Genomic DNA, 17,161 nt, shown 5'->3' with positions numbered 1-17,161 from the left:
CGGTCCCTACGTTCGACGAGGGCCGGATCTCACGGGGGGATCCGGCCCTCGTCGCGTGTGCCTAGAGCCAGCCGCGGTCCTGGGCGATGCGCGCGGCCTCGCTGCGCGTCGTCGCACCGGTCTTCCCGATCGCGGCAGACAGGTGGTTGCGCACGGTGCCCTCCGACAGGTGCACCCGCGCGGCGATGGTCGCGACGGGCGCGCCGTCGAGGGCGTGCGTCAGCAGCTCGCGCTCGCGGCCGGTGAGCGGGCTCGGGCCGTCGATCAGCGACTCCGCGGCGAGGTCGGGGTCGATGACCCGGAGGCCGGAGTGCACCCGGCGCACGGCGTCGGCGAGCTGGCGGGCCGGCGTGTCCTTCACGACGAAGCCGGACGCCCCGGCCTCGATCGCCCGGCGGACGTAGCCCGGCCGACCGAAGGTGGTCACGATCAGCGAGCGCACGCCGGGGAGCTCGCGGCGTACGGCGGCAGCGGCGTCGATGCCGTTGAGCCCGGGCATCTCGATGTCGAGCAGGCACACCTCCGCACCCGAGGTGCGCGCGGCCTCGACGACCTCGTCGCCGCGACCGACCTGGGCCACCACCTCGAGGTCGGCCTCGAGGTCGAGCAGGGCGGCCAGCGCACCGCGGACGAGGGCCTGGTCGTCGGCCAGGAGGAGCTTGATCACGGGAGGGTCACCTCCACCCGGGTGCCGGGCGTCGCAGGGCTGATGGTCAGGGTGCCGCCGGCTCCGGCGACGCGCTCGCGCATCCCGCGCAGGCCGTTGCCCTCGTGGCCGCTGCAGCCGGTGCCGTCGTCGCAGACGGCGATCCCGCGCGAGCCGAGCTCGATGACGACCCGGTCGGCCCGCGCATGGCGTACGACGTTGGTGACCGACTCGCGCAGCACCCAGGCCAGCAGCGCCCGGTGCCGCGGATCGGTGTCGGAGACGTCGCCGTCGACCGTCGTGGTGATGCCGGCGTCGGCGAGCACGCGGGGTGCGGCCAGCAGCTCGGCCTCGAGGTTGCCGGCGCGCAGGCCGCCGACGGTCGCGCGGACCTCGGCGAGCGCCTGCCGGGCGGTGGCCTGGATCGACTCCAGCTCCTCCTTCGCGCGAGCCGGGTCGACGTCGACGAGGCGCGCGGCCAGCTCGGCCTTCACCGAGAGCGCGGTGAGCGAGTGCCCGAGGACGTCGTGGACGTCGCGGGCGACGCGCTCCCGCTCGGCCACCATGGCGTACTCGCTGCGGGCGTCCTCGGCGATCCGCTCGCGCTCCCCGAAGATGCGCAGCATCACGCCACCCAGCATCACCGGCCACAGCACCAGGAAGAAGAAGGTCGGGAAGCCGTCGATGTCCAGCAGCGACAGGAGCGGCACGACGCTCCAGAAGGCGACGGACCACCGCCACGCGGGGGCCGGGAGCTCGAGCGCCGAGAGCATCGCGAGGTAGGGGGTGTAGGAGAGGACGCCGATCCCGATCACGGGCATCGTGGCGGCGCCGATGAGCACCATGGCGCCCAGTGCCAGCCAGGGGGACACCCTGCCGCTGTAGCCCAGCACGTTCGCGACGGCGAAGCCGGCGATGAGCAGCAGGGTGAGGCCCGTCGCCACCGGTGTGGCGTCGGCGGCGAGCACCGAGCTGACGGGGAAGAACAGGAACACCAGCCAGATCGACGCGAACGCCCAGCCCCACTTCTCCCAGGGGTTGGCGGGGAGGTCGGCGCCGGGATGGCTGGTCACGTCCGCGCCCGGCTCCGGCGCACTCCCCAGGTCGCCAGCAGCGAGAAGATCACGGTCCACGCGAGCACGTTAGCGACCGGGAGCCACAGCGGGTCGCTGCCGCCGAGCGGGAGGCCGCCGCCGGTGAGCGGGAAGCGCGCCAGCGCGGCGTACCCGTAGAGGGGGGTGAACCGGCCGATGTCGAGCATCAGGCCGCTCATCGGCGTGAACAGCCCGCCCAGGAACGCCATCACGACGATGAAGCCGGAGGCGATGCCGGGGGCGTTGGAGCCGCGGAAGAGCAGGCTGACCGAGAGGCCGTAGATGGCGAAGAGCGCGGACCCGGCCCACACGATCGCGGCGCCGAGCACCCAGTCGCTCCAGCTGCCGCGCGCGCCGGTGAGTGCGCCGATCGCGAAGATCAGGGTGACCGGCATGGCCGCGACGACCATCGCGATGCCGGCCTTGGCCGCGACGAACGCGAGCGGGCGCATCGGGGTGAGGCCGAGCTGGCGGCCCCAGCCCATCATCTGCTCGGTCGCGGCGCTGCCGGCGATGCCGGTGGTCGCGGTGACGGCGCCGTAGCAGGCCATCGAGATCATGATGTACATCGCGACGTTGCCGCTGCCGACGCGGTCGTCGGAGCCGAGGCCGAACACGAGGTACATGAACATCGGCAGCCCGACGATGAAGAACATCGCCATCCGGTCGCGCAGCTGGCGGCGCAGGTCGAGCCGGGCGTACGCCACCACGTCGGGCCGCGGCGCGGTGCGGGCGGTCGCGGTCGGGATCGTGGCGGCGGTCAGGGTGTCGGGCGTGGCGCTCATCGGGTGGCTCCGATCATCTCGGGCGAGTGGGGTGTCTCGGTCGTCAGGGCGAGGAACGCGGCCTCCAGGCTGGCGGCCGACACCTCGAGGTCGGTGACGCCCAGCGGCTCGAGCGCGTGGCGCACCTGCGCCAGCCAGGCGGGGTCGATGCCGTCGGCGCCGACCACGTCCGCCGGTGGGCGGAAGGTGAGGGTGCGCCCGCCGTAGGCCGCCCGCACGTCGGTGGTCGCGGCGTCGTGGACGATCCGGCCGTGGTTCATCAGGACGGTCCGCTCGGCGAACTCGTCGGCCTCGGCGAGGTAGTGGGTGGCGAAGACGATCGTGCGGCCGAGCGCGGCGTCGGCGCGCATCGCCTGCCAGAACTCCTGCCGCGCGCCCACGTCCATCCCCGTCGTCGGCTCGTCGAGGATCACGAGGTCGGGGTCGGGCAGCAGGGCGAGCGCGAACTTCAGCCGCTGCTGCTCGCCGCCCGAGCACGCCTCGACCCGGCGGCCGGCGAGGTCGCTCAGCCGGGCACGGTCGAGGACGACCTCGACCCGGTCGGTGCGGCCGTGCAGCGCGGCGACGGCGCGGACGGTCTCCTCGACGGTGAAGTCGTTGAGCAGCCCACCGGTCTGCATGACGGCGGAGACGAGTCCGTTGCGGACCGCCTCGGCGGGAGTCATGCCGTAGACCTCGATCGTCCCGGCGTCGGGGTCGGTCAGGCCGAGCAGCATGTCGACGGTCGTGGTCTTGCCGGCGCCGTTGGGGCCGAGGAACGCGACGATCTCGCCGGGCTGGATCGTGAGGTCGACGTCGTCGACCGCCACGACCTGCGCCCCGTCGGTGGCCCGGAACTGCTTGCGGAGCCCGATCGCGTGGATGGCTGGGGAGTTCATGTCCCTCAGCCTGTCGTCGTACCGGTCCTCCCGCCTGACGGAGATGTCACGACCTCCCCGTGACACCTGTCATCCGGTGCTGCCGGCGCCGGTGCTGCTTCACCATGGGATGTCGGGAAATGCAGCACTTCCCTCACGCAGCTGCGTGAGGGAAGTGCATGTTCAGCAACATCCCGTGGTGGAGCGTCAGGGCGACGACACCGAGGGAAGCGTCAGAAGGACGCCTCGTCGAGGTCCATCAGGTCGAGGGTGATGCCCTCGGCGATGGCGCGCTCGGAGGCGATCTTCGGCAGGTTGGTCTGCGCGAAGAACTGCGCCGCGGCGATCTTGCCCTCGTAGAAGACCTTGTCCTTGGCCGACACCTCGCCGCCGAGCTTGGCGAGCGCGACCTCGGCCTGGCGCAGCAGCAGCCACGCGCAGACCACGTCGCCGAGCACCATCAGCAGGCGCGAGGTGTTGAGGCCGACCTTGTAGATGTTGCGCTGCTCCTCGGCCGACGACATCAGGTCGTTGATCATGTGCCCGACGATCGCGTTGGCGTCCTCGAGCGCGGTGGCGAGCAGCGCGCGCTCGTTCTTCAGGCGGCCGTTGCCGGCCTCGGAGGCGATGAAGCCCTCGATCTGCTGGGCGAGGTGGCCGAGCGCCTTGCCCTGGTCCTTGACGATCTTGCGGAAGAAGAAGTCCTGGCCCTGGATGGCGGTCGTGCCCTCGTAGAGGGTGTCGATCTTGGCGTCGCGGACGTACTGCTCGAGGGGGTACTCCTGCAGGAAGCCGGAGCCGCCGAAGGTCTGCAGCGACTCGGTGCCCAGCAGCACCCACGAGCGCTCGGAGCCGTAGCCCTTGACGATCGGGAGCAGCAGGTCGTTGACCGCGGCGGCGAGCCGGGTCTCGTCGGAGTCGGCGGTGCCCTCGTGCTCGGCGACCAGCACCTGGTCCTGCCAGGTGGCGGTGTAGAGCACGAGCGCGCGCATCGCCTCGGCGAACGACTTCTGCGTCATCAGCGAGCGGCGTACGTCGGGGTGGTGCGTGATCGTGACGCGCGGGGCGGTCTTGTCGGCGGCCTGGGTCAGGTCGGCGCCCTGGACGCGCTCCTTGGCGAACTCGAGGGCGTTGAGGTAGCCGGTCGAGAGGGTCGCGATGGCCTTGGTGCCGACCATCATGCGGGCGTTCTCGATGACCTGGAACATCTGCGCGATGCCGTCGTGGACCTCGCCGAGCAGCCAGCCCTTCGCGGGCTCGCCGCCACCGACGGAGGAGTCGCCGAAGGTGAGCTCGCAGGTGTTGGACACCTTGATGCCCATCTTGTGCTCGACGTTGGTGACGTAGACGCCGTTGCGCTCGCCGGTCAGCTCGCCGGTCTCGTGGTCGAAGTGGACCTTCGGGACGATGAAGAGCGAGAGGCCCTTGGTGCCGGGGCCGCCGGCGCCCTCGACGCCGACCGGGCGGGCCAGCACGAGGTGGATGATGTTGTCGCAGAGGTCGGACTCGGCCGAGGTGATGAAGCGCTTGACGCCCTCGATGTTCCACGAGCCGTCGTCGTTGGGCGTGGCCTTGGCGCGTCCGGCGCCCACGTCGGAGCCGGCGTCGGGCTCGGTGAGCACCATCGAGGTGTTCCACCCGTGGTCGACGACGTGCTGGGCGATGCGCTTGTCGCGCTCGTTGCCGTTGCGGTGGATGACGCCCGCGAACGCCGGCCCGGCGCCGTACATCCAGATCGGCGCGTTGGCGCCGAGCACCATCTCGCCGATGGCCCAGATGAGCGACGAGGGGGCGGGCGTGCCGCCGAGCTCCTCGCTGATCTGCAGGCGCCAGAACTCGGCGTCCTCCCAGGCCTTGTAGCTCTTCTTGAACGACTCGGGCAGCGGCGCGGTGTTGGTCGCCGGGTCGAAGACCGGCGGGTTGCGGTCGCTGTCGACGTAGGACGCCGCGAGGTCCTCGCGGGCGAGGCGCTCGACCTCGGCTAGCACCTCGCGGGCGGTCTCGCCGTCGACCTCGCCGAACGGGCCGGTGCCCAGGACGTCGTCGCGGCCGAGGACCTCGAAGAGGTTGAACTCGATGTCGCGGAGGTTGGTCTTGTAGTGGCTCACTGCTTCCACCTGTCATCACTAGCGGTGCGGTCTGGGGGGGCGGGTGCGGGCTGGTCTCTCCCTGCGGGCTACTCGCCGGTAACTAAAGAATGCCTCGCGATCGGCCGTCGCGCAACACGAACGCCCGATGTCGTGGGCCACACGGCGCGGGCCGATCGGATCGGCTGCGGCGCCAACAACAGTGAACCTGCCGAGATATCTGACAAACTGGCCTTATGCGCGTCTCCGCCAAAGCCGACTACGCCCTGCGGGCCCTGATCGAGATCGCGGTGCGCACCGACGGGACCGCCGTCAGCGCCGAGCAGCTCGGCAAGGCCCAGCAGATCCCCCACGGCTTCCTCCAGGCCATCCTCGCCGACCTCCGCCGCGCCGACGTCGTGGTGTCGCAGCGCGGCCAGTCCGGCGGCTGGCGCTTCGCGCGCAAGCCCGAGACGGTCACCGTCGCCGACGTCATCCGCGCGGTCGACGGCCCGCTGGTGTCGGTCTACGGCCTCCGGCCGGAGGCGGTCGAGTACGACGACTCCGCGCAGGTGCTGCAGCACGTCTGGATCGCTGCCCGCCACTCGCTGCGCAGCGTGTTCGAGCAGGTCACCATCCAGGACCTCGCCGACGGCAAGCTCCCGCAGGGCATTGCCGCCCTGACGGCCGACGAGGACGCCTGGCAGCCCCACTGATCCGGTTCGGGGGAGCTTTGCACCCGAGTCTCCCGCTTCGGCACCCAGATCTGGGCCGACAAGCGGGGCGGTCACCGGATATCCGGTGACTCCCGACGGGTCAGCACCTACGCGGCGAGCCGGCGGTTGACCTGCTTGCGCCGCTTGGAGACCTTGGCGAGCCGCTTGTCGAGGCGGGCCTCCTCCTCGATCAGGGCGATGCGCGCGACCTGCGCGGCGAGCTGCTCGTCGGTGAGGTGGGACGGCAGCACGTGGGTGCGGTCGGACTTGACCAGCTCGACCCAGGCGGCGGGCGGCTCGACCTCGAAGCCGCTGGTCACGACGAGGACGACCTTGAAGTCGGCGAGCCCGTCGAGCGCGAGGGCGGCCTGCTCGGGCTCGGCCTCGAAGAAGCCGGGGATGCTCACGAAGCAGTCGGATCTCGTCTTCCACGCGCGGCGGGCGACCTTGGCCCACGCCCCCTCGACCTGCTTGCGCTTGAGCCCGGCGGCCTTGTGGGCGCGGCGGATCTCGATGCCCGCGTGGTCGAAGACCTCGGCCTCGAGCTCGGGGACGGCGATCTGGCCGAGGGCGAGCGCCTCGGTCATCTCCGAGACGTCGACCGGGGCAGGACCGATGTGGAGCAGGAACAGTCGCTTGGCCATGGCGCCAGCCTCACGCCGGTGGGCGACACGGACGTGAACAGGTCCTGACGGGGTCCGGAACTCTTCGCAGGCGGAATCGTTGCGATCTCCGTGTGACGTCCGGGCCGCTCGGCGCGTCTCACTGGTGACGCCGACCCCGCCCACCCCGACCAGCAGCAAGGAGAGACGTGCCCCGCCCGACCGAGGAGTTCGAGGAGTTCGCGATCGCGCGGACGCCCCAGCTCTTCCGTGCGGCGTGGCTGATGTGCGGCGACACCCACCGTGCCGAGGACCTGGTCCAGGAGACCCTGGCCAAGGTCTACGTCCGGTGGCACCGCCGGCTGGGCGCTCCGATCGAGCACCCGGTGGCGTACGCCCACACGACGCTGGCGCGCACCTACCTCAGCGCCCAGCGCCGCCGCAGCACCCACGAGAGACCGACCGAGCACCTGCCCGAGACGGCGATGACGGATGGAGACGCCGCCACCCGACTCGCGCTCCGGGCAGCGCTCGACGAGCTCGCGCCGATGGACCGCGCGGTCCTGGTCCTGCGCTACCTCGAGGACGTGTCGGTGGCCGACACCGCGCAGGCCCTCGGGGTGAGCCCCGGCGCCGTGCGCAACCGCACCCTCCGTGCGCTCGACCGTCTCCGTACCGTGCTGGGCCCGACCCTCCGCGACCTGCTGGAAACCTGAAGGAGCAGCACAGATGTCCCAGCACGACACCGGCGTCACCGAGCTGTTGCGTCGCGCCAGCGACGACCTCGCCCCCGACGTCGACCGCCTCGTCAGCGGCGGCGTCTCCCGCGGCCGCTCGCGGCAGCGCCGCGCCCGGATCGGTACGACGGTCGCCTCGCTCGCCGTGATCGGCGTCGTCGGCTGGCTGGCGACCGTCGTACCCCTGCTCGGGGACCCCGACAGCGCCCGCGACCCCGAGATCGCCGACGGCACCGGCCGGACGGCCGGCACGCAGGCCGCCGACCCCGACCGTCCGCCACCTGCCGAGGAGCTCCGCCCACTCGTGTCGCCGGACGCGATGGCCACCACGCTGCAGGAGCTCACCGGCGCCACCGCGGTGCGCCGGGTGGAGGTGGACGAGTCCGCTCAGGACCTCGTCCGCCTCTACTACGCCACCGTCGACGGGGCGCAGGTGTCGTTCCACATCCGGTGGTACAACAACCCGCTCGTCGTCGAGGACGGCGGCGACCCCCTCGCCCCGAGCGACGTCTGCGAGCCCGCTCCGGACGTCGACTGCACGACGCTCCCCGACGGTTCGCGACTGCTGCGCGAGGAGGTGCGTCCGAGCGGGGGCACCGGGGTCTCCGAGACCTTCCTGGAGCGCTCGCTCACCCTGGCGACCAGTGACGGGTGGCAGATCGACGTGATCGCGCGCAACACCACGGACGAGAAGCAGGGGGACGTGGTGGCGGGGGAGCCGGTCCTCACCATGGCCGAGATGGAGGCCCTGGCCGTCAGCGACGCCTGGTTCGCCCGGGCCTAGCCGGCGAGCATCCCCGCGCACGCCGTCGCCGCGGCGCTCGCGTCGCCGCGGATGACCGCCTCGGCGAGCACGTCGAGCGACTGGCGCAGGGCGGGTGAGTCCGCCGGCGGGGGCGCCTTGTCGGCGAGCAGGTCGTCGAGGTCGACGAGGAGCGGTGAGTCGGCGAGTCGGCGCACGCACCGCCACGTGTGCTCGAAGCCGCGGGGGCGACCGTCGTCGGCGAGCATCGCGAGGCGGAGCGAGGCGTTGGGGTGCACGGCGGCGGCGCGCGCGAGGCCGGCGAGCATCGACTCGCGCGCCACGGCGACCTCGGCGTGGGGCTGGGTGTCGACCCGCTCCTGGAGACGGGAGTCGGTGCCGCCGTCGACGTCGCGGACGAGGGCGCCGACGCCGTGGCGGACCTCGATCCGGCCGCGGGTCTCGAGCGAGGCGAGGGCCCGGGACAGCGTGGCGCGGCTGACCCCGAGGTCGGCGGCGAGCTGGCGCTCGGGCGGGAGTCGGTCGCCGCCGACGAGGCCCTGGGCCTCGATGAAGTCGGAGATGTGCGCGGCCAGGCTCTCGTAGAGGCGCTCGCGACGCAGTGGCGGCAGGTTCCTCGAGGGCTGCTCGGGCATGTGGCCACCTTAGTGGCGCTGTGGCTCGGTTGCTAGGTGGCCTAGCCACTGGCATGATGCCCGTCACATGCTCGACGTGGCCCCGGTCACATCCCGACATCGACAAGGTGGAACGTGTGTCCCACGAACTGATCTCCCTGGCGGTCCTCGTGATCGTCTTCCTCGTCGCCACGGTGCGCGGCGTCAACATGGGTGCGCTCGCGCTCGTCGCGTCGTTCATCGTGGGCCTCGCGGTCTACGACGCGACGACCGACGACGTGCTGGCCGGCTTCCCGAGCGGGCTCTTCGTGATCCTGGTCGGGGTGACGTACCTCTTCGCGCTGGCCAAGAACAACGGCACCGTCGACTGGATCGTTCACGGCTCGGTGCGTGCGGTCGGCGGTCGGGTGGCGCTCGTGCCGTGGGCGATGTTCCTGGTCTGCGCGATCGTCACCGCGATCGGTGCGGTCAGCCCGGCCGCCGTCGCGATCGTCGCGCCGGTCGCGATGGGCTTCGCGGTCCGCTACCAGATCCACCCGGTGATGATGGGGATGATGGTGGTGCAGGGCGCCACGGCCGGCAGCTTCTCGCCGATCGGCATCTTCGGCTCGATCACCAACGGCGTCGTCGAGAGCAACGACCTGCCCGGCAGCCAGACGTTCCTCTTCTTCTCCACGTTCCTCGCCGCCACGCTGATCGCGGTCGTCACCTACATCGCCTTCGGCGGGCGAGCCCTCATCGCCCGCGGGCGCGAGGACGTCCAGGTCGCCGCCATGGGCGCCGAGGCCGAGCAGGCGTCGTACGCCGCCACGCGCTCGGGCGGCACCGGTGGTACGCCGCACTCCGCGGTCGAGGCGAAGCGCTCGGTCGCGGCAGCGTCCGACGCCGACGACCCGAGCAAGCTCAACGCGCAGCGCATCGTGACGCTCGTCGGCCTGGTCGCCCTGATGGTCGGCGCGCTCGGCTTCGACCTCGACGTCGGCTTCACCGCCCTCACGATCGCGGTCGCCCTGACGCTCGCCTTCCCGGCCTCCGCCAAGGGTGCGGTCGAGAAGATCAGCTGGGGCACCGTGCTGCTCATCGGCGGCATCGTGACCTACGTGACGCTCCTGCAGAACCAGGGCGTGGTCGACTGGCTCGGCGACGGCGTCGCCAACGTCGGCGCGCCCCTCGTCGCGGCCGTGCTGATCTGCCTGATCGGCGCCGTGGTCTCGGCCTTCGCCTCGACCACCGGCATCATTGGCGCGCTCATCCCGCTGGCCGTGCCGTTCCTGCTCACCGACCAGGTGAGCGCGATCGGCCTGATCGCCGCGCTGGCGATCTCGAGCTCGGTCGTCGACTGCAGCCCGTTCTCGACCAACGGCGCCCTCGTGGTCGCCAACGCCGAGCCCGACCAGCGCGAGATGGTCTTCAAGCGGCTCATGCAGTGGGGCATGTCGATCGTCGTCGTGGCGCCGGTCGTCGCCTGGGCCGTGCTGGTCGTGCCGACCGTCTGAGCCCCTACAGCCGGCTGATCAGGCCGGCCAGGTCCGCGGCGTCCTGCACCTCGTGCGGGGGCCGCGGGCCTGTCGCGTCCACGACGTGCCCGGGTCGCGCGAGCCGGACCGCGGTGATGCCAGCCTCGAGCGCACCGCGTACGTCCCGCGCCGAGGCGGCGACATGCACGAGCGACTCCGGCGCGACTGCTGCGACCGCACGTGCGTAGATCTCCGGGCTCGGCTTGAAGGCACCGAGCCGCTGCGAGCTGAGCACCAGGTCGGGGTCGACGAGGGCGTGGGCGCGGGTGAGCCGGGCGAGGTCGTCGTCGACGTTGGAGAGCAGCCCGACCGCCGTCACGTGTCCGATCGCCGCGACCGCGGCGACGCCCGCCTCGACGTCGGGCCACAGCGGCCAGTCGGGGACCGTCCCGTGCAGGCGGACGAGGTCGGCCGGGGCGAGGGGGACGTCGAGCCCGAGGTCGGCGTACGCCAGCTCCAGGGCTGCGCGCGACAGGTCGCGGAACGTCGCCGGCGGGTGCGCGTCGCGCTGGAGCGCCTTGTTGTGCGCGTCCCACGTGTCGTAGAGGTCGTGGCCGGACGGGCTCCAGCCGCGCTCGGCGGCGATCTCGGCGAACGTCCTCGATGCACCGGTGCGGGTGTCGGTCAGGGCGCTGAAGAGGTCGAACGTGACGATCACGTGGGCTCGACCTCGACGGCCGTCAGCCAGGTGACGAGCGGCTTGAGCGCCCGCCAGTCCTCGCGGACGCGGTCGACGAGGCCTGCGTCGATCGCGTCGGCCTCGAAGCCGTAGGGGCGGCCGACGACGAGCTGCTTGCGGCGGAGCAGGTGGATGCGGGGGTGGTCCGCGTCGTACCCGCGCGGCGAGGTCTTGAGCTGGTCGCCGCCGACCTCGAAGCCGGCCTTCTCGAGCTTCCTCAGCAGGCGGTCGAGCGCCTTGCCGGACGTGTCGTCGGCCATCGCCTCGCGGATCGCCGCGAGCCGCCTGCCGTCGGCGTCGTAGAACCCCGCACCGACCCGGGTGCCGCGAGGCGAGATCTCGAAGTACCACCCCGTCGCCGGGCCGGCGCCGACGAACGCACCCTGGTGGGTCTTGTAGGGCGTCTTGTCCTTCGCGAACCGGACGTCTCGGTAGGGCCGGAACACCTTGGCGGTGCCGAACTCCGGCTCCAGTGCGGCCATCAGCGCCTTCGTCGGGGCGGCGACCGACTCCTGGTAGACGTGCTTGTGGGCCTCCCAGAACGACTTCGTGTTGTCGACCTCGAGGTCGTCGTAGAAGTCCAGTGCCGCGACGGGGAATCCGGTGAAGCTCACGTCCCAGACGTTAGGCGACGGGGGCCCACACCTGCTCGTCGCCCTGCTCGCCGAACGACGACAGGGTCAGCACGCCACCACCGCAGGCCGGCTCGCCGAGGAAGGCGTTGCCCGTCGAGGCCGACTCGTAGGCGACCTCCAGGGTGTGGTCGGCCGTCCAGCGCATCAGCCGGGCGGGCTCGTCGGGCGACTGCGGGTCGCGGACGAAGAACACCGAGTCACCGCACGGCGTGAGGCTGCCGGTCGTGCCCGGGCCGAGGTCGACGAAGGCGCCGTAGGCCGAGGCGTGGAAGTGGGCCTCCTCCTGCCGCTTCGGCCGGGGCACCTCGGACCACACGTAGCCGTCGTAGGCGGGCGCGACGTCCCAGGCCAGGCACTCGGTCGGACCGTCGATCGGCTGTGGCACGCCGCTGTCGTCGAGGAGGTTCGCGGTGCGGCAGGCCACCGGCCGGCTGTCGTCGAAGGTCATCATCCCGACGCCGAGGTCGGTGGCGGTGAGGCCGGAGAAGCCGGTGTTCCTCGGCGCGCACCAGCCGTCCTCGCCGTTGCTGTCGGCGAGGGCGCTGGTGGCGAGGCAGTACGCCCGCCGGTCCCCGTAGGTGGGGTAGTAGAGGTCGCTGCCGGTGAGCGCCCACGAGCCGCCGCTCGCCGGGGCCGGGCCCGCGAGCGTGCCCTTCTCGCCCGTCGCGAGGTCGACGACGTCGACGAGGCTCGACCGGGTCTCGGCCTCGTCCTGGCGCACGACGACGACCCAGTCGGTGCTCATCAGCACCTCGGAGATCGTGCGTCCGGAGCCGGCGGCGATCCCGATGTCGGTGCCCGGCCGGGTGAGGTCGACCCGGCTGCCGCTGCCCGTCGACCGGGCGCTCCACTCGGGTCCCGCGAGGTACGGCGTCCCGGCCTCGTTGCCGGTGTCCGTCCAGTCGAGGAAGGCGTCCGTCGGCTCGGCGACGGTCGGGTCCTCGCTGGCCCCGCCCGACGGCGCCCCGCTCGGGCTCCCGGTCGGGGACGGCTCCTGACCCGGCTGCTCGGTCTCGGTCTCGCCGCCCGAGGAGCAGGCGGTCAGGGCGAGCAGCAGCGCCAGCGCGGTCGTCGTACGTCTCACGTCAGCGGTCCTCACACGCCCAGGTTCTGCTGGAAGTGGTCGAGGTTCGCGCGGTAGGAGCGGTACGCGTTGCGCCACTGGACGCGCGAGATCGCTGGCTCGCTCGGGTCGAACCTCGACTGGTCCCAGGGCTCGAAGTAGCCGATCCGGGGGTTGCCCTTCGGGTTCCGGTCGAAGCCGCGGCCGACCTGGAAGTGCCCGCTCGCGTCGTCGTCGAGGTAGGGGTAGTACTGCTTCAGCAGCACCGGGTGGAGCACGACGGGCGCGCGGTAGTCGTGGATGTGGCGCATCATCAGGCGGTACCACTGGCGGAAGCTGAAGTCGCTGATGTCGAGCACGACGTAGGGGCCCGCGAACTTCCTCTTGTCGTAGTGCGTCTTGTCGTTGACCACGCGGACCATGTCGGTGATCGACGTGCCGGCGCTCGTGGTGCCGAGTCGGCGGGCCCAGTAGGCCTGGTTCTTCCGCTTCCCCTGCGAGCTCCAGCCGATCGCCTGCATCGTCGTCGGTCCGCACCACCACGTCTCGTTCTGCGCGAGCGCGACCCTGCTGGTGAGGATCTTGTCCTTGCGGGGGTAGGCCCTCCCGGACGTCCGCGCACTCACCTCGGGGTGCTTCCTCGCGAAGTCGTCCGGCAGCGGGACGCCCTGGAGCTCGTGGCGGAGCAGCCAGACCTTGCCGACCGCCCGGGCTGCCGCGGTGAGCTCGGCGCGCTCGGCGTCGGCGCGTTCGGTCGTCGTACGTCGTCCCGCGCGGGCCAGGAGCCCGTCGGCGTCCAGGTCGCCGGTCGTCTCGCGGCCGGCCGGGGTGCGGGTGTCGAGCCGGGCTGCGAGGTCCTTGCGCGACTGGTGGGTCCAGCCGAAGCCGAGGCAGTAGCGCTGGCCCTCGAAGGTGGCGCAGCGGACGGACGCGTCCGCCGTCGCCGTACGCCCCCGGGCGCGGTCGAGGCGGCTGCCGGCTGCGACGACGCGGTCGATCTCGGCCTGCATCTCGGGCGTGACCTCGCCGTAGCCGACGGTGCCCGGCGATGTCGGGGTCTCCGCCGCCGGTGCGATCGCGCCCCGGGTCGTGTCGTCGCCTCCTGAGTCCGGGAGGAACGGGACCGCGCCCAGCGTCAGCGCGAGGGCCGCGGCGGCGACGGTCGCGGGGTGGCGCCACAGCGGACGCGGGCGGTCACCGCCGGCGATCTGGTGGGCGAGGCGGGGCAGGAGCCGGGGAAGGGGCATGGGGAAGGGACCTCCGAGAAGCAGATCGACTCACTGTCCCCTCTGGTCACAGAAGTCGCAAGTTCCTCAGGCGTCACAGGTTGGGTATGTGCGTCGGGAACTGTGCACCCGAGTCTCCCGGTTGTCGGCCTGGATCTGGGCCGACAAGCGGGGTGGTCACCGGATATCCGGTGACTCCAGAGCATCGCGCTCGCGCGCCCTTCACATGCTGGAGCGGATGACGAGACTCGAACTCGCGACAGCGACGGTGGGCAGAGCGTCGCGCGGCGCGGCGAGCTTTGCACCCGAGTCTCCCGGTTGTCGGCCTAGATCTGGGCCGACAAGCGGGGCGGTCACCGGATATCCGGTGACTCCAGAAGTAACTGGAGCGGATGACGAGACTCGAACTCGCGACATCGACCTTGGGAAGGTCGCGCTCTACCAACTGAGCTACATCCGCATGCCGTCCGGGGACGGCGGGCCGAACATTACCGGACCCGGCTATCGGACCTCGCTGAGCCCGGGGCGCTTGGCGGAGACGGTGTCGCCGGAGGAGCGTCCGGTGACCCGGCGGTGCACCCAGGGCACGAGGAACTCGCGGGTCCACTGGGCGTTGGCGGCCCACTGCTCGCGGCGGCCGAGGACCGGCAGCGGGTCGAGCTCGACCGGCGGGATGTCGTGCTCGACGCCGATCGCCTCGAGGACCGCGCGGGCGATGTAGGTGTGGCCGAAGGCGTTGAGGTGCATCCGGTCGGTGTCCATGGCCGCGGCGATCTCGACGTCGCGCATCCGCCACATGTCGACGAGCGTGACGCCGTTGTTGTCGGCGATCTCGCGCACCCACTCGTTGAAGATCGCCATCCGGCCGCGGACGGGGCCGTAGATGCCACCGGCGCCCGGGTCGTAGACGGTGAACATCACCACGCGCGCCCCGGTCGCGACCAGCCGCGCGACGGCGGCGTCGTACGTCGCGGCGATCGCGTCGATGTCGACGCGCGGGCGGAGCACGTCGTTGCCGCCGCCGTGGATCGTGATCAGGTCGGGCTCGAGGGCGATGGCCGGGTCGAGCTGCTCCGCGACGATGGGGCCGAGCTTGCGACCGCGGATCGCGAGGTTGGCGTAGCCGAAGTCGTCGGTCTGGCGCGCGAGGACCTCCGCGACCCGGTCGGCCCAGCCGCGCAGGCCGTTGGGGTGGGCGGGGTCGGGGTCACCGACTCCCTCGGTGAAGGAGTCGCCGAGGGCGACGAAGCGGTGGTAGGTCACCGGATCATTGTGGCGCCCTCGGTTTCGACACGGGCGCCAGGGCGCCCTGCTCAACCAGCGGGGCGGACCCCGCTCAACCAGCGGGCTCCCGGAGATCCCACGACGCCGCTAGGGTCGGCCGCGTGCTGCTCTCTGATCGCGACATCACCGCTGAGATCGACGCCGGCCGGATCGGCATGGAGCCGTGGGACCCGGCGATGATGCAGCCCTCGAGCGTCGACGTGCGGCTCGACCGGTTCTTCCGGGTCTTCGAGAACCACCGCTACCCCCACATCGACCCGGCCGCCGACCAGTCCGAGCTGACCCGCGAGGTCGAGCCGGAGGGCGACGAGCCGTTCATCCTCCACCCGGGCGAGTTCGTGCTGGGGTCGACCTACGAGGTCGTGTCGCTCCCCGACGACATCGCCGCCCGCGTCGAGGGCAAGTCGTCGCTCGGCCGGCTCGGGCTGCTGACCCACGCGACCGCCGGGTTCGTCGACCCCGGCTTCTCGGGGCACGTGACCCTCGAGCTCGCCAACGTCGCGACGCTGCCGATCAAGCTCTACCCCGGCATGAAGATCGGCCAGTTCTGCTTCTTCCGGCTCACCTCGCCGAGCGAGCACCCCTACGGCTCCGAGAAGTACGGCTCGCGCTACCAGGGCCAGCGCGGCCCGACGCCCAGCCGGTCGTTCCAGGGCTTCCACCGCACGGAGATCTGAACTGGCGGTCTGGTCCGCGCTGGTCATTAGCGCACACCCACATGACGTAATTGGCTCACCTGTGGTTAGGCTTTCCTAAGTTAGCCTCACCTTCCCGCCACACGGAGCCCCTTGATGAAGCGAAGCCTCGCCGCGCCCCTGGCCGCGGCCACCCTGTTGGTCGCCGCCCTCACCGGCTGCAGCACCGGGTCCACCAGCGCCGACGACACCGACGCCGCTCCCACCGCGACCAGCTCGGTCGACGCCGACGCCTTCCCGGTGACGATCGAGCACGCGCTCGGCACGACGACGATCGAGGAGGAGCCGACCCGCGTCTTCGCGCTCGGCTACGCCGAGGCCGACTACCCGCTGTCCCTGGGCGTGGTGCCGGTCGGTGCCGACAAGATCGAGTACGCCGGCAACGAGAACAGCTCCTCCGACTGGTTCGACGCGGCCCTCGCCGAGATCGACGGCGCCGAGCAGCCCCAGCGCTTCAGCACCGCCGACGGCGTGCCGGTCGACGAGATCGTCAAGCTCCAGCCCGACCTGGTCACCGCGACCCAGTCCGGCATCACGCAGGAGGAGTACGACAAGCTCACCGAGGCCGGCATCCCGGTCGTCGCCTACCCCAACGCGCCCTACAACACGACGTGGCAGGAGTCGCTCGAGATGGTCGGCCAGGCGCTGGGTCGCACCCAGCTGGCCGAGGAGATCAAGGCCGAGACCGAGCAGGAGCTTGCCGACACCGCCGCGGAGTACCCGCAGCTCGCCGGCAAGACCTTCACCTTCGCCGGTCCCAACGCCGACCCGTCGTCGTTCTACGTCTACACCGTGATGGACAACCGGCCGCGCCTGCTCGTCGAGCTCGGCATGGTCAACTCGCCCTTCGTCGAGGAGCGCAGCGAGCCCGGCCAGTTCCTCTTCAACGTCTCGGCCGAGCGCACCGCGCAGCTCGACGCCGACGTCTTCCTCACCTACGCCACGTCGGACGAGAACGTCCAGGAGCTCGCCGACGACCCGCTGCTGCAGCAGATCCCGGCCGTGGCCGACAACCGCTGGTACGCCACGGTCGACGTGACCGAGGCCGTGGGCTTCTCCGCCCCGTCCCCGCTCTCGATCCCGGACGCGCTGGACCGCTACATCCCGAAGGTCGCCGCGGCGGTCGACGGCGACGGCTCCACGCCCTGATCCACCCGCACTGACCCACGAAGGACCTGACCG

At 71.7% G+C, this 17,161-nt stretch carries 18 protein-coding genes and 1 tRNA gene; 6 read left to right on the top strand and 13 right to left on the bottom strand.

The window, feature by feature from the left end; genetic code table 11:
• Positions 1–61: 61 nt before the first annotated feature.
• The 5 genes from BLV76_RS05685 to BLV76_RS05665 form a co-directional block, all read right to left on the bottom strand.
• Positions 62–667 (bottom strand): response regulator transcription factor, encoded by a 606-nt coding sequence (locus tag BLV76_RS05685; protein WP_090968258.1) that lies wholly within the window; start codon positions 665–667, stop codon positions 62–64.
• On the bottom strand, positions 664–1,779 hold the full coding sequence (locus BLV76_RS05680; protein WP_139306495.1) for a sensor histidine kinase: 1,116 nt from the start codon (positions 1,777–1,779) through the stop codon (positions 664–666). Before BLV76_RS05680 ends, BLV76_RS05685 begins: the two co-directional genes overlap by 4 nt.
• Complete coding sequence (locus tag BLV76_RS05675; protein WP_245734557.1) at positions 1,716–2,525, bottom strand: ABC transporter permease; 810 nt, start codon at positions 2,523–2,525, stop codon at positions 1,716–1,718. Before BLV76_RS05675 ends, BLV76_RS05680 begins: the two co-directional genes overlap by 64 nt.
• Entirely contained in the window at positions 2,522–3,403 is an 882-nt protein-coding gene (locus tag BLV76_RS05670; RefSeq protein WP_090968256.1) for an ABC transporter ATP-binding protein, read from the bottom strand. Before BLV76_RS05670 ends, BLV76_RS05675 begins: the two co-directional genes overlap by 4 nt.
• 212 nt (positions 3,404–3,615) lie before the next feature.
• Positions 3,616–5,490 carry an acyl-CoA dehydrogenase gene (locus BLV76_RS05665; RefSeq protein ID WP_090968255.1) on the bottom strand — a complete coding sequence of 625 codons (1,875 nt, stop codon included), beginning with the start codon at positions 5,488–5,490 and terminating at the stop codon, positions 3,616–3,618.
• A 215-nt stretch (positions 5,491–5,705) separates the two neighbouring features.
• On the opposite strand from BLV76_RS05665, the gene BLV76_RS05660 reads away from it, so the two are divergent.
• The gene (locus BLV76_RS05660; protein ID WP_090968254.1) at positions 5,706–6,164 is read left to right on the top strand and encodes an RrF2 family transcriptional regulator; all 459 of its coding nucleotides are present in this window, start codon (positions 5,706–5,708) and stop codon (positions 6,162–6,164) included.
• A 107-nt stretch (positions 6,165–6,271) separates the two neighbouring features.
• Here the strand turns inward: BLV76_RS05660 and BLV76_RS05655 are convergent, their stop codons facing one another.
• A complete protein-coding gene (locus BLV76_RS05655; RefSeq protein ID WP_090968253.1) occupies positions 6,272–6,808 on the bottom strand; it encodes a hypothetical protein in 537 nt (178 codons plus the stop codon).
• A gap of 167 nt (positions 6,809–6,975) precedes the next feature.
• On the opposite strand from BLV76_RS05655, the gene BLV76_RS05650 reads away from it, so the two are divergent.
• Positions 6,976–7,482, top strand: coding sequence for a SigE family RNA polymerase sigma factor (locus tag BLV76_RS05650; protein WP_090968252.1), 507 nt, complete (start codon positions 6,976–6,978; stop codon positions 7,480–7,482).
• A 13-nt stretch (positions 7,483–7,495) separates the two neighbouring features.
• Entirely contained in the window at positions 7,496–8,287 is a 792-nt protein-coding gene (locus BLV76_RS05645) for a hypothetical protein (protein ID WP_090968251.1), read from the top strand.
• On the opposite strand, the gene BLV76_RS05640 is transcribed toward BLV76_RS05645, so the two are convergent.
• Positions 8,284–8,901 carry a FadR/GntR family transcriptional regulator gene (locus tag BLV76_RS05640; RefSeq protein WP_090968250.1) on the bottom strand — a complete coding sequence of 206 codons (618 nt, stop codon included), beginning with the start codon at positions 8,899–8,901 and terminating at the stop codon, positions 8,284–8,286. The genes BLV76_RS05645 and BLV76_RS05640 overlap by 4 nt on opposite strands.
• Before the next feature lie 116 nt (positions 8,902–9,017).
• Here BLV76_RS05640 and BLV76_RS05635 point away from each other — a divergent pair, with 116 nt between their 5' ends.
• Entirely contained in the window at positions 9,018–10,376 is a 1,359-nt protein-coding gene (locus BLV76_RS05635) for an SLC13 family permease (protein ID WP_175539589.1), read from the top strand.
• Between the two features lie 4 nt (positions 10,377–10,380).
• Here BLV76_RS05635 and BLV76_RS05630 read toward each other — a convergent pair whose 3' ends face one another.
• The 6 genes from BLV76_RS05630 to BLV76_RS05605 form a co-directional block, all read right to left on the bottom strand.
• Complete coding sequence (locus BLV76_RS05630; protein WP_090968249.1) at positions 10,381–11,055, bottom strand: HAD family hydrolase; 675 nt, start codon at positions 11,053–11,055, stop codon at positions 10,381–10,383.
• Positions 11,052–11,690: a DUF2461 domain-containing protein gene (locus BLV76_RS05625; protein WP_090968248.1), complete on the bottom strand. Its 639-nt coding sequence runs from the start codon at positions 11,688–11,690 to the stop codon at positions 11,052–11,054. The genes BLV76_RS05630 and BLV76_RS05625 overlap by 4 nt, the downstream gene beginning before the upstream one ends.
• A 10-nt stretch (positions 11,691–11,700) precedes the next feature.
• Entirely contained in the window at positions 11,701–12,810 is a 1,110-nt protein-coding gene (locus tag BLV76_RS05620) for a hypothetical protein (RefSeq protein WP_139306494.1), read from the bottom strand.
• A complete protein-coding gene (locus tag BLV76_RS05615) occupies positions 12,807–14,021 on the bottom strand; it encodes a cysteine peptidase family C39 domain-containing protein (protein WP_090968246.1) in 1,215 nt (404 codons plus the stop codon). Before BLV76_RS05615 ends, BLV76_RS05620 begins: the two co-directional genes overlap by 4 nt.
• A 363-nt stretch (positions 14,022–14,384) precedes the next feature.
• Positions 14,385–14,460 (bottom strand) — tRNA-Gly (locus BLV76_RS05610).
• A gap of 41 nt (positions 14,461–14,501) precedes the next feature.
• Entirely contained in the window at positions 14,502–15,263 is a 762-nt protein-coding gene (locus BLV76_RS05605; protein WP_090968245.1) for an SGNH/GDSL hydrolase family protein, read from the bottom strand.
• Between the two features lie 122 nt (positions 15,264–15,385).
• Between BLV76_RS05605 and dcd the strand changes: the two genes are divergently transcribed.
• Positions 15,386–15,961, top strand: coding sequence for a dCTP deaminase (dcd, locus tag BLV76_RS05600; protein ID WP_090968244.1), 576 nt, complete (start codon positions 15,386–15,388; stop codon positions 15,959–15,961).
• A gap of 114 nt (positions 15,962–16,075) precedes the next feature.
• Positions 16,076–17,128 (top strand): ABC transporter substrate-binding protein, encoded by a 1,053-nt coding sequence (locus BLV76_RS05595; RefSeq protein WP_090968243.1) that lies wholly within the window; start codon positions 16,076–16,078, stop codon positions 17,126–17,128.
• Positions 17,129–17,161 lie beyond the last annotated feature (33 nt).

This window comes from Nocardioides exalbidus (assembly GCF_900105585.1).
Classification (GTDB): domain Bacteria; phylum Actinomycetota; class Actinomycetes; order Propionibacteriales; family Nocardioidaceae; genus Nocardioides; species Nocardioides exalbidus.
This window is presented reverse-complemented; position numbering and strand designations above follow the sequence as displayed.

Coding starts and splice junctions, on each gene's coding strand:
- BLV76_RS05660 (WP_090968254.1), top strand. CDS start 5,706: ATGCGCGTCTCCGCCAAAGCCGACTACGCCCTGCGGGCCCTGATCGAG.
- BLV76_RS05670 (WP_090968256.1), bottom strand. CDS start 3,403: ATGAACTCCCCAGCCATCCACGCGATCGGGCTCCGCAAGCAGTTCCGG.
- BLV76_RS05645 (WP_090968251.1), top strand. CDS start 7,496: ATGTCCCAGCACGACACCGGCGTCACCGAGCTGTTGCGTCGCGCCAGC.
- BLV76_RS05640 (WP_090968250.1), bottom strand. CDS start 8,901: ATGCCCGAGCAGCCCTCGAGGAACCTGCCGCCACTGCGTCGCGAGCGC.
- BLV76_RS05595 (WP_090968243.1), top strand. CDS start 16,076: ATGAAGCGAAGCCTCGCCGCGCCCCTGGCCGCGGCCACCCTGTTGGTC.
- BLV76_RS05615 (WP_090968246.1), bottom strand. CDS start 14,021: ATGCCCCTTCCCCGGCTCCTGCCCCGCCTCGCCCACCAGATCGCCGGC.
- BLV76_RS05655 (WP_090968253.1), bottom strand. CDS start 6,808: ATGGCCAAGCGACTGTTCCTGCTCCACATCGGTCCTGCCCCGGTCGAC.
- BLV76_RS05675 (WP_245734557.1), bottom strand. CDS start 2,525: ATGAGCGCCACGCCCGACACCCTGACCGCCGCCACGATCCCGACCGCG.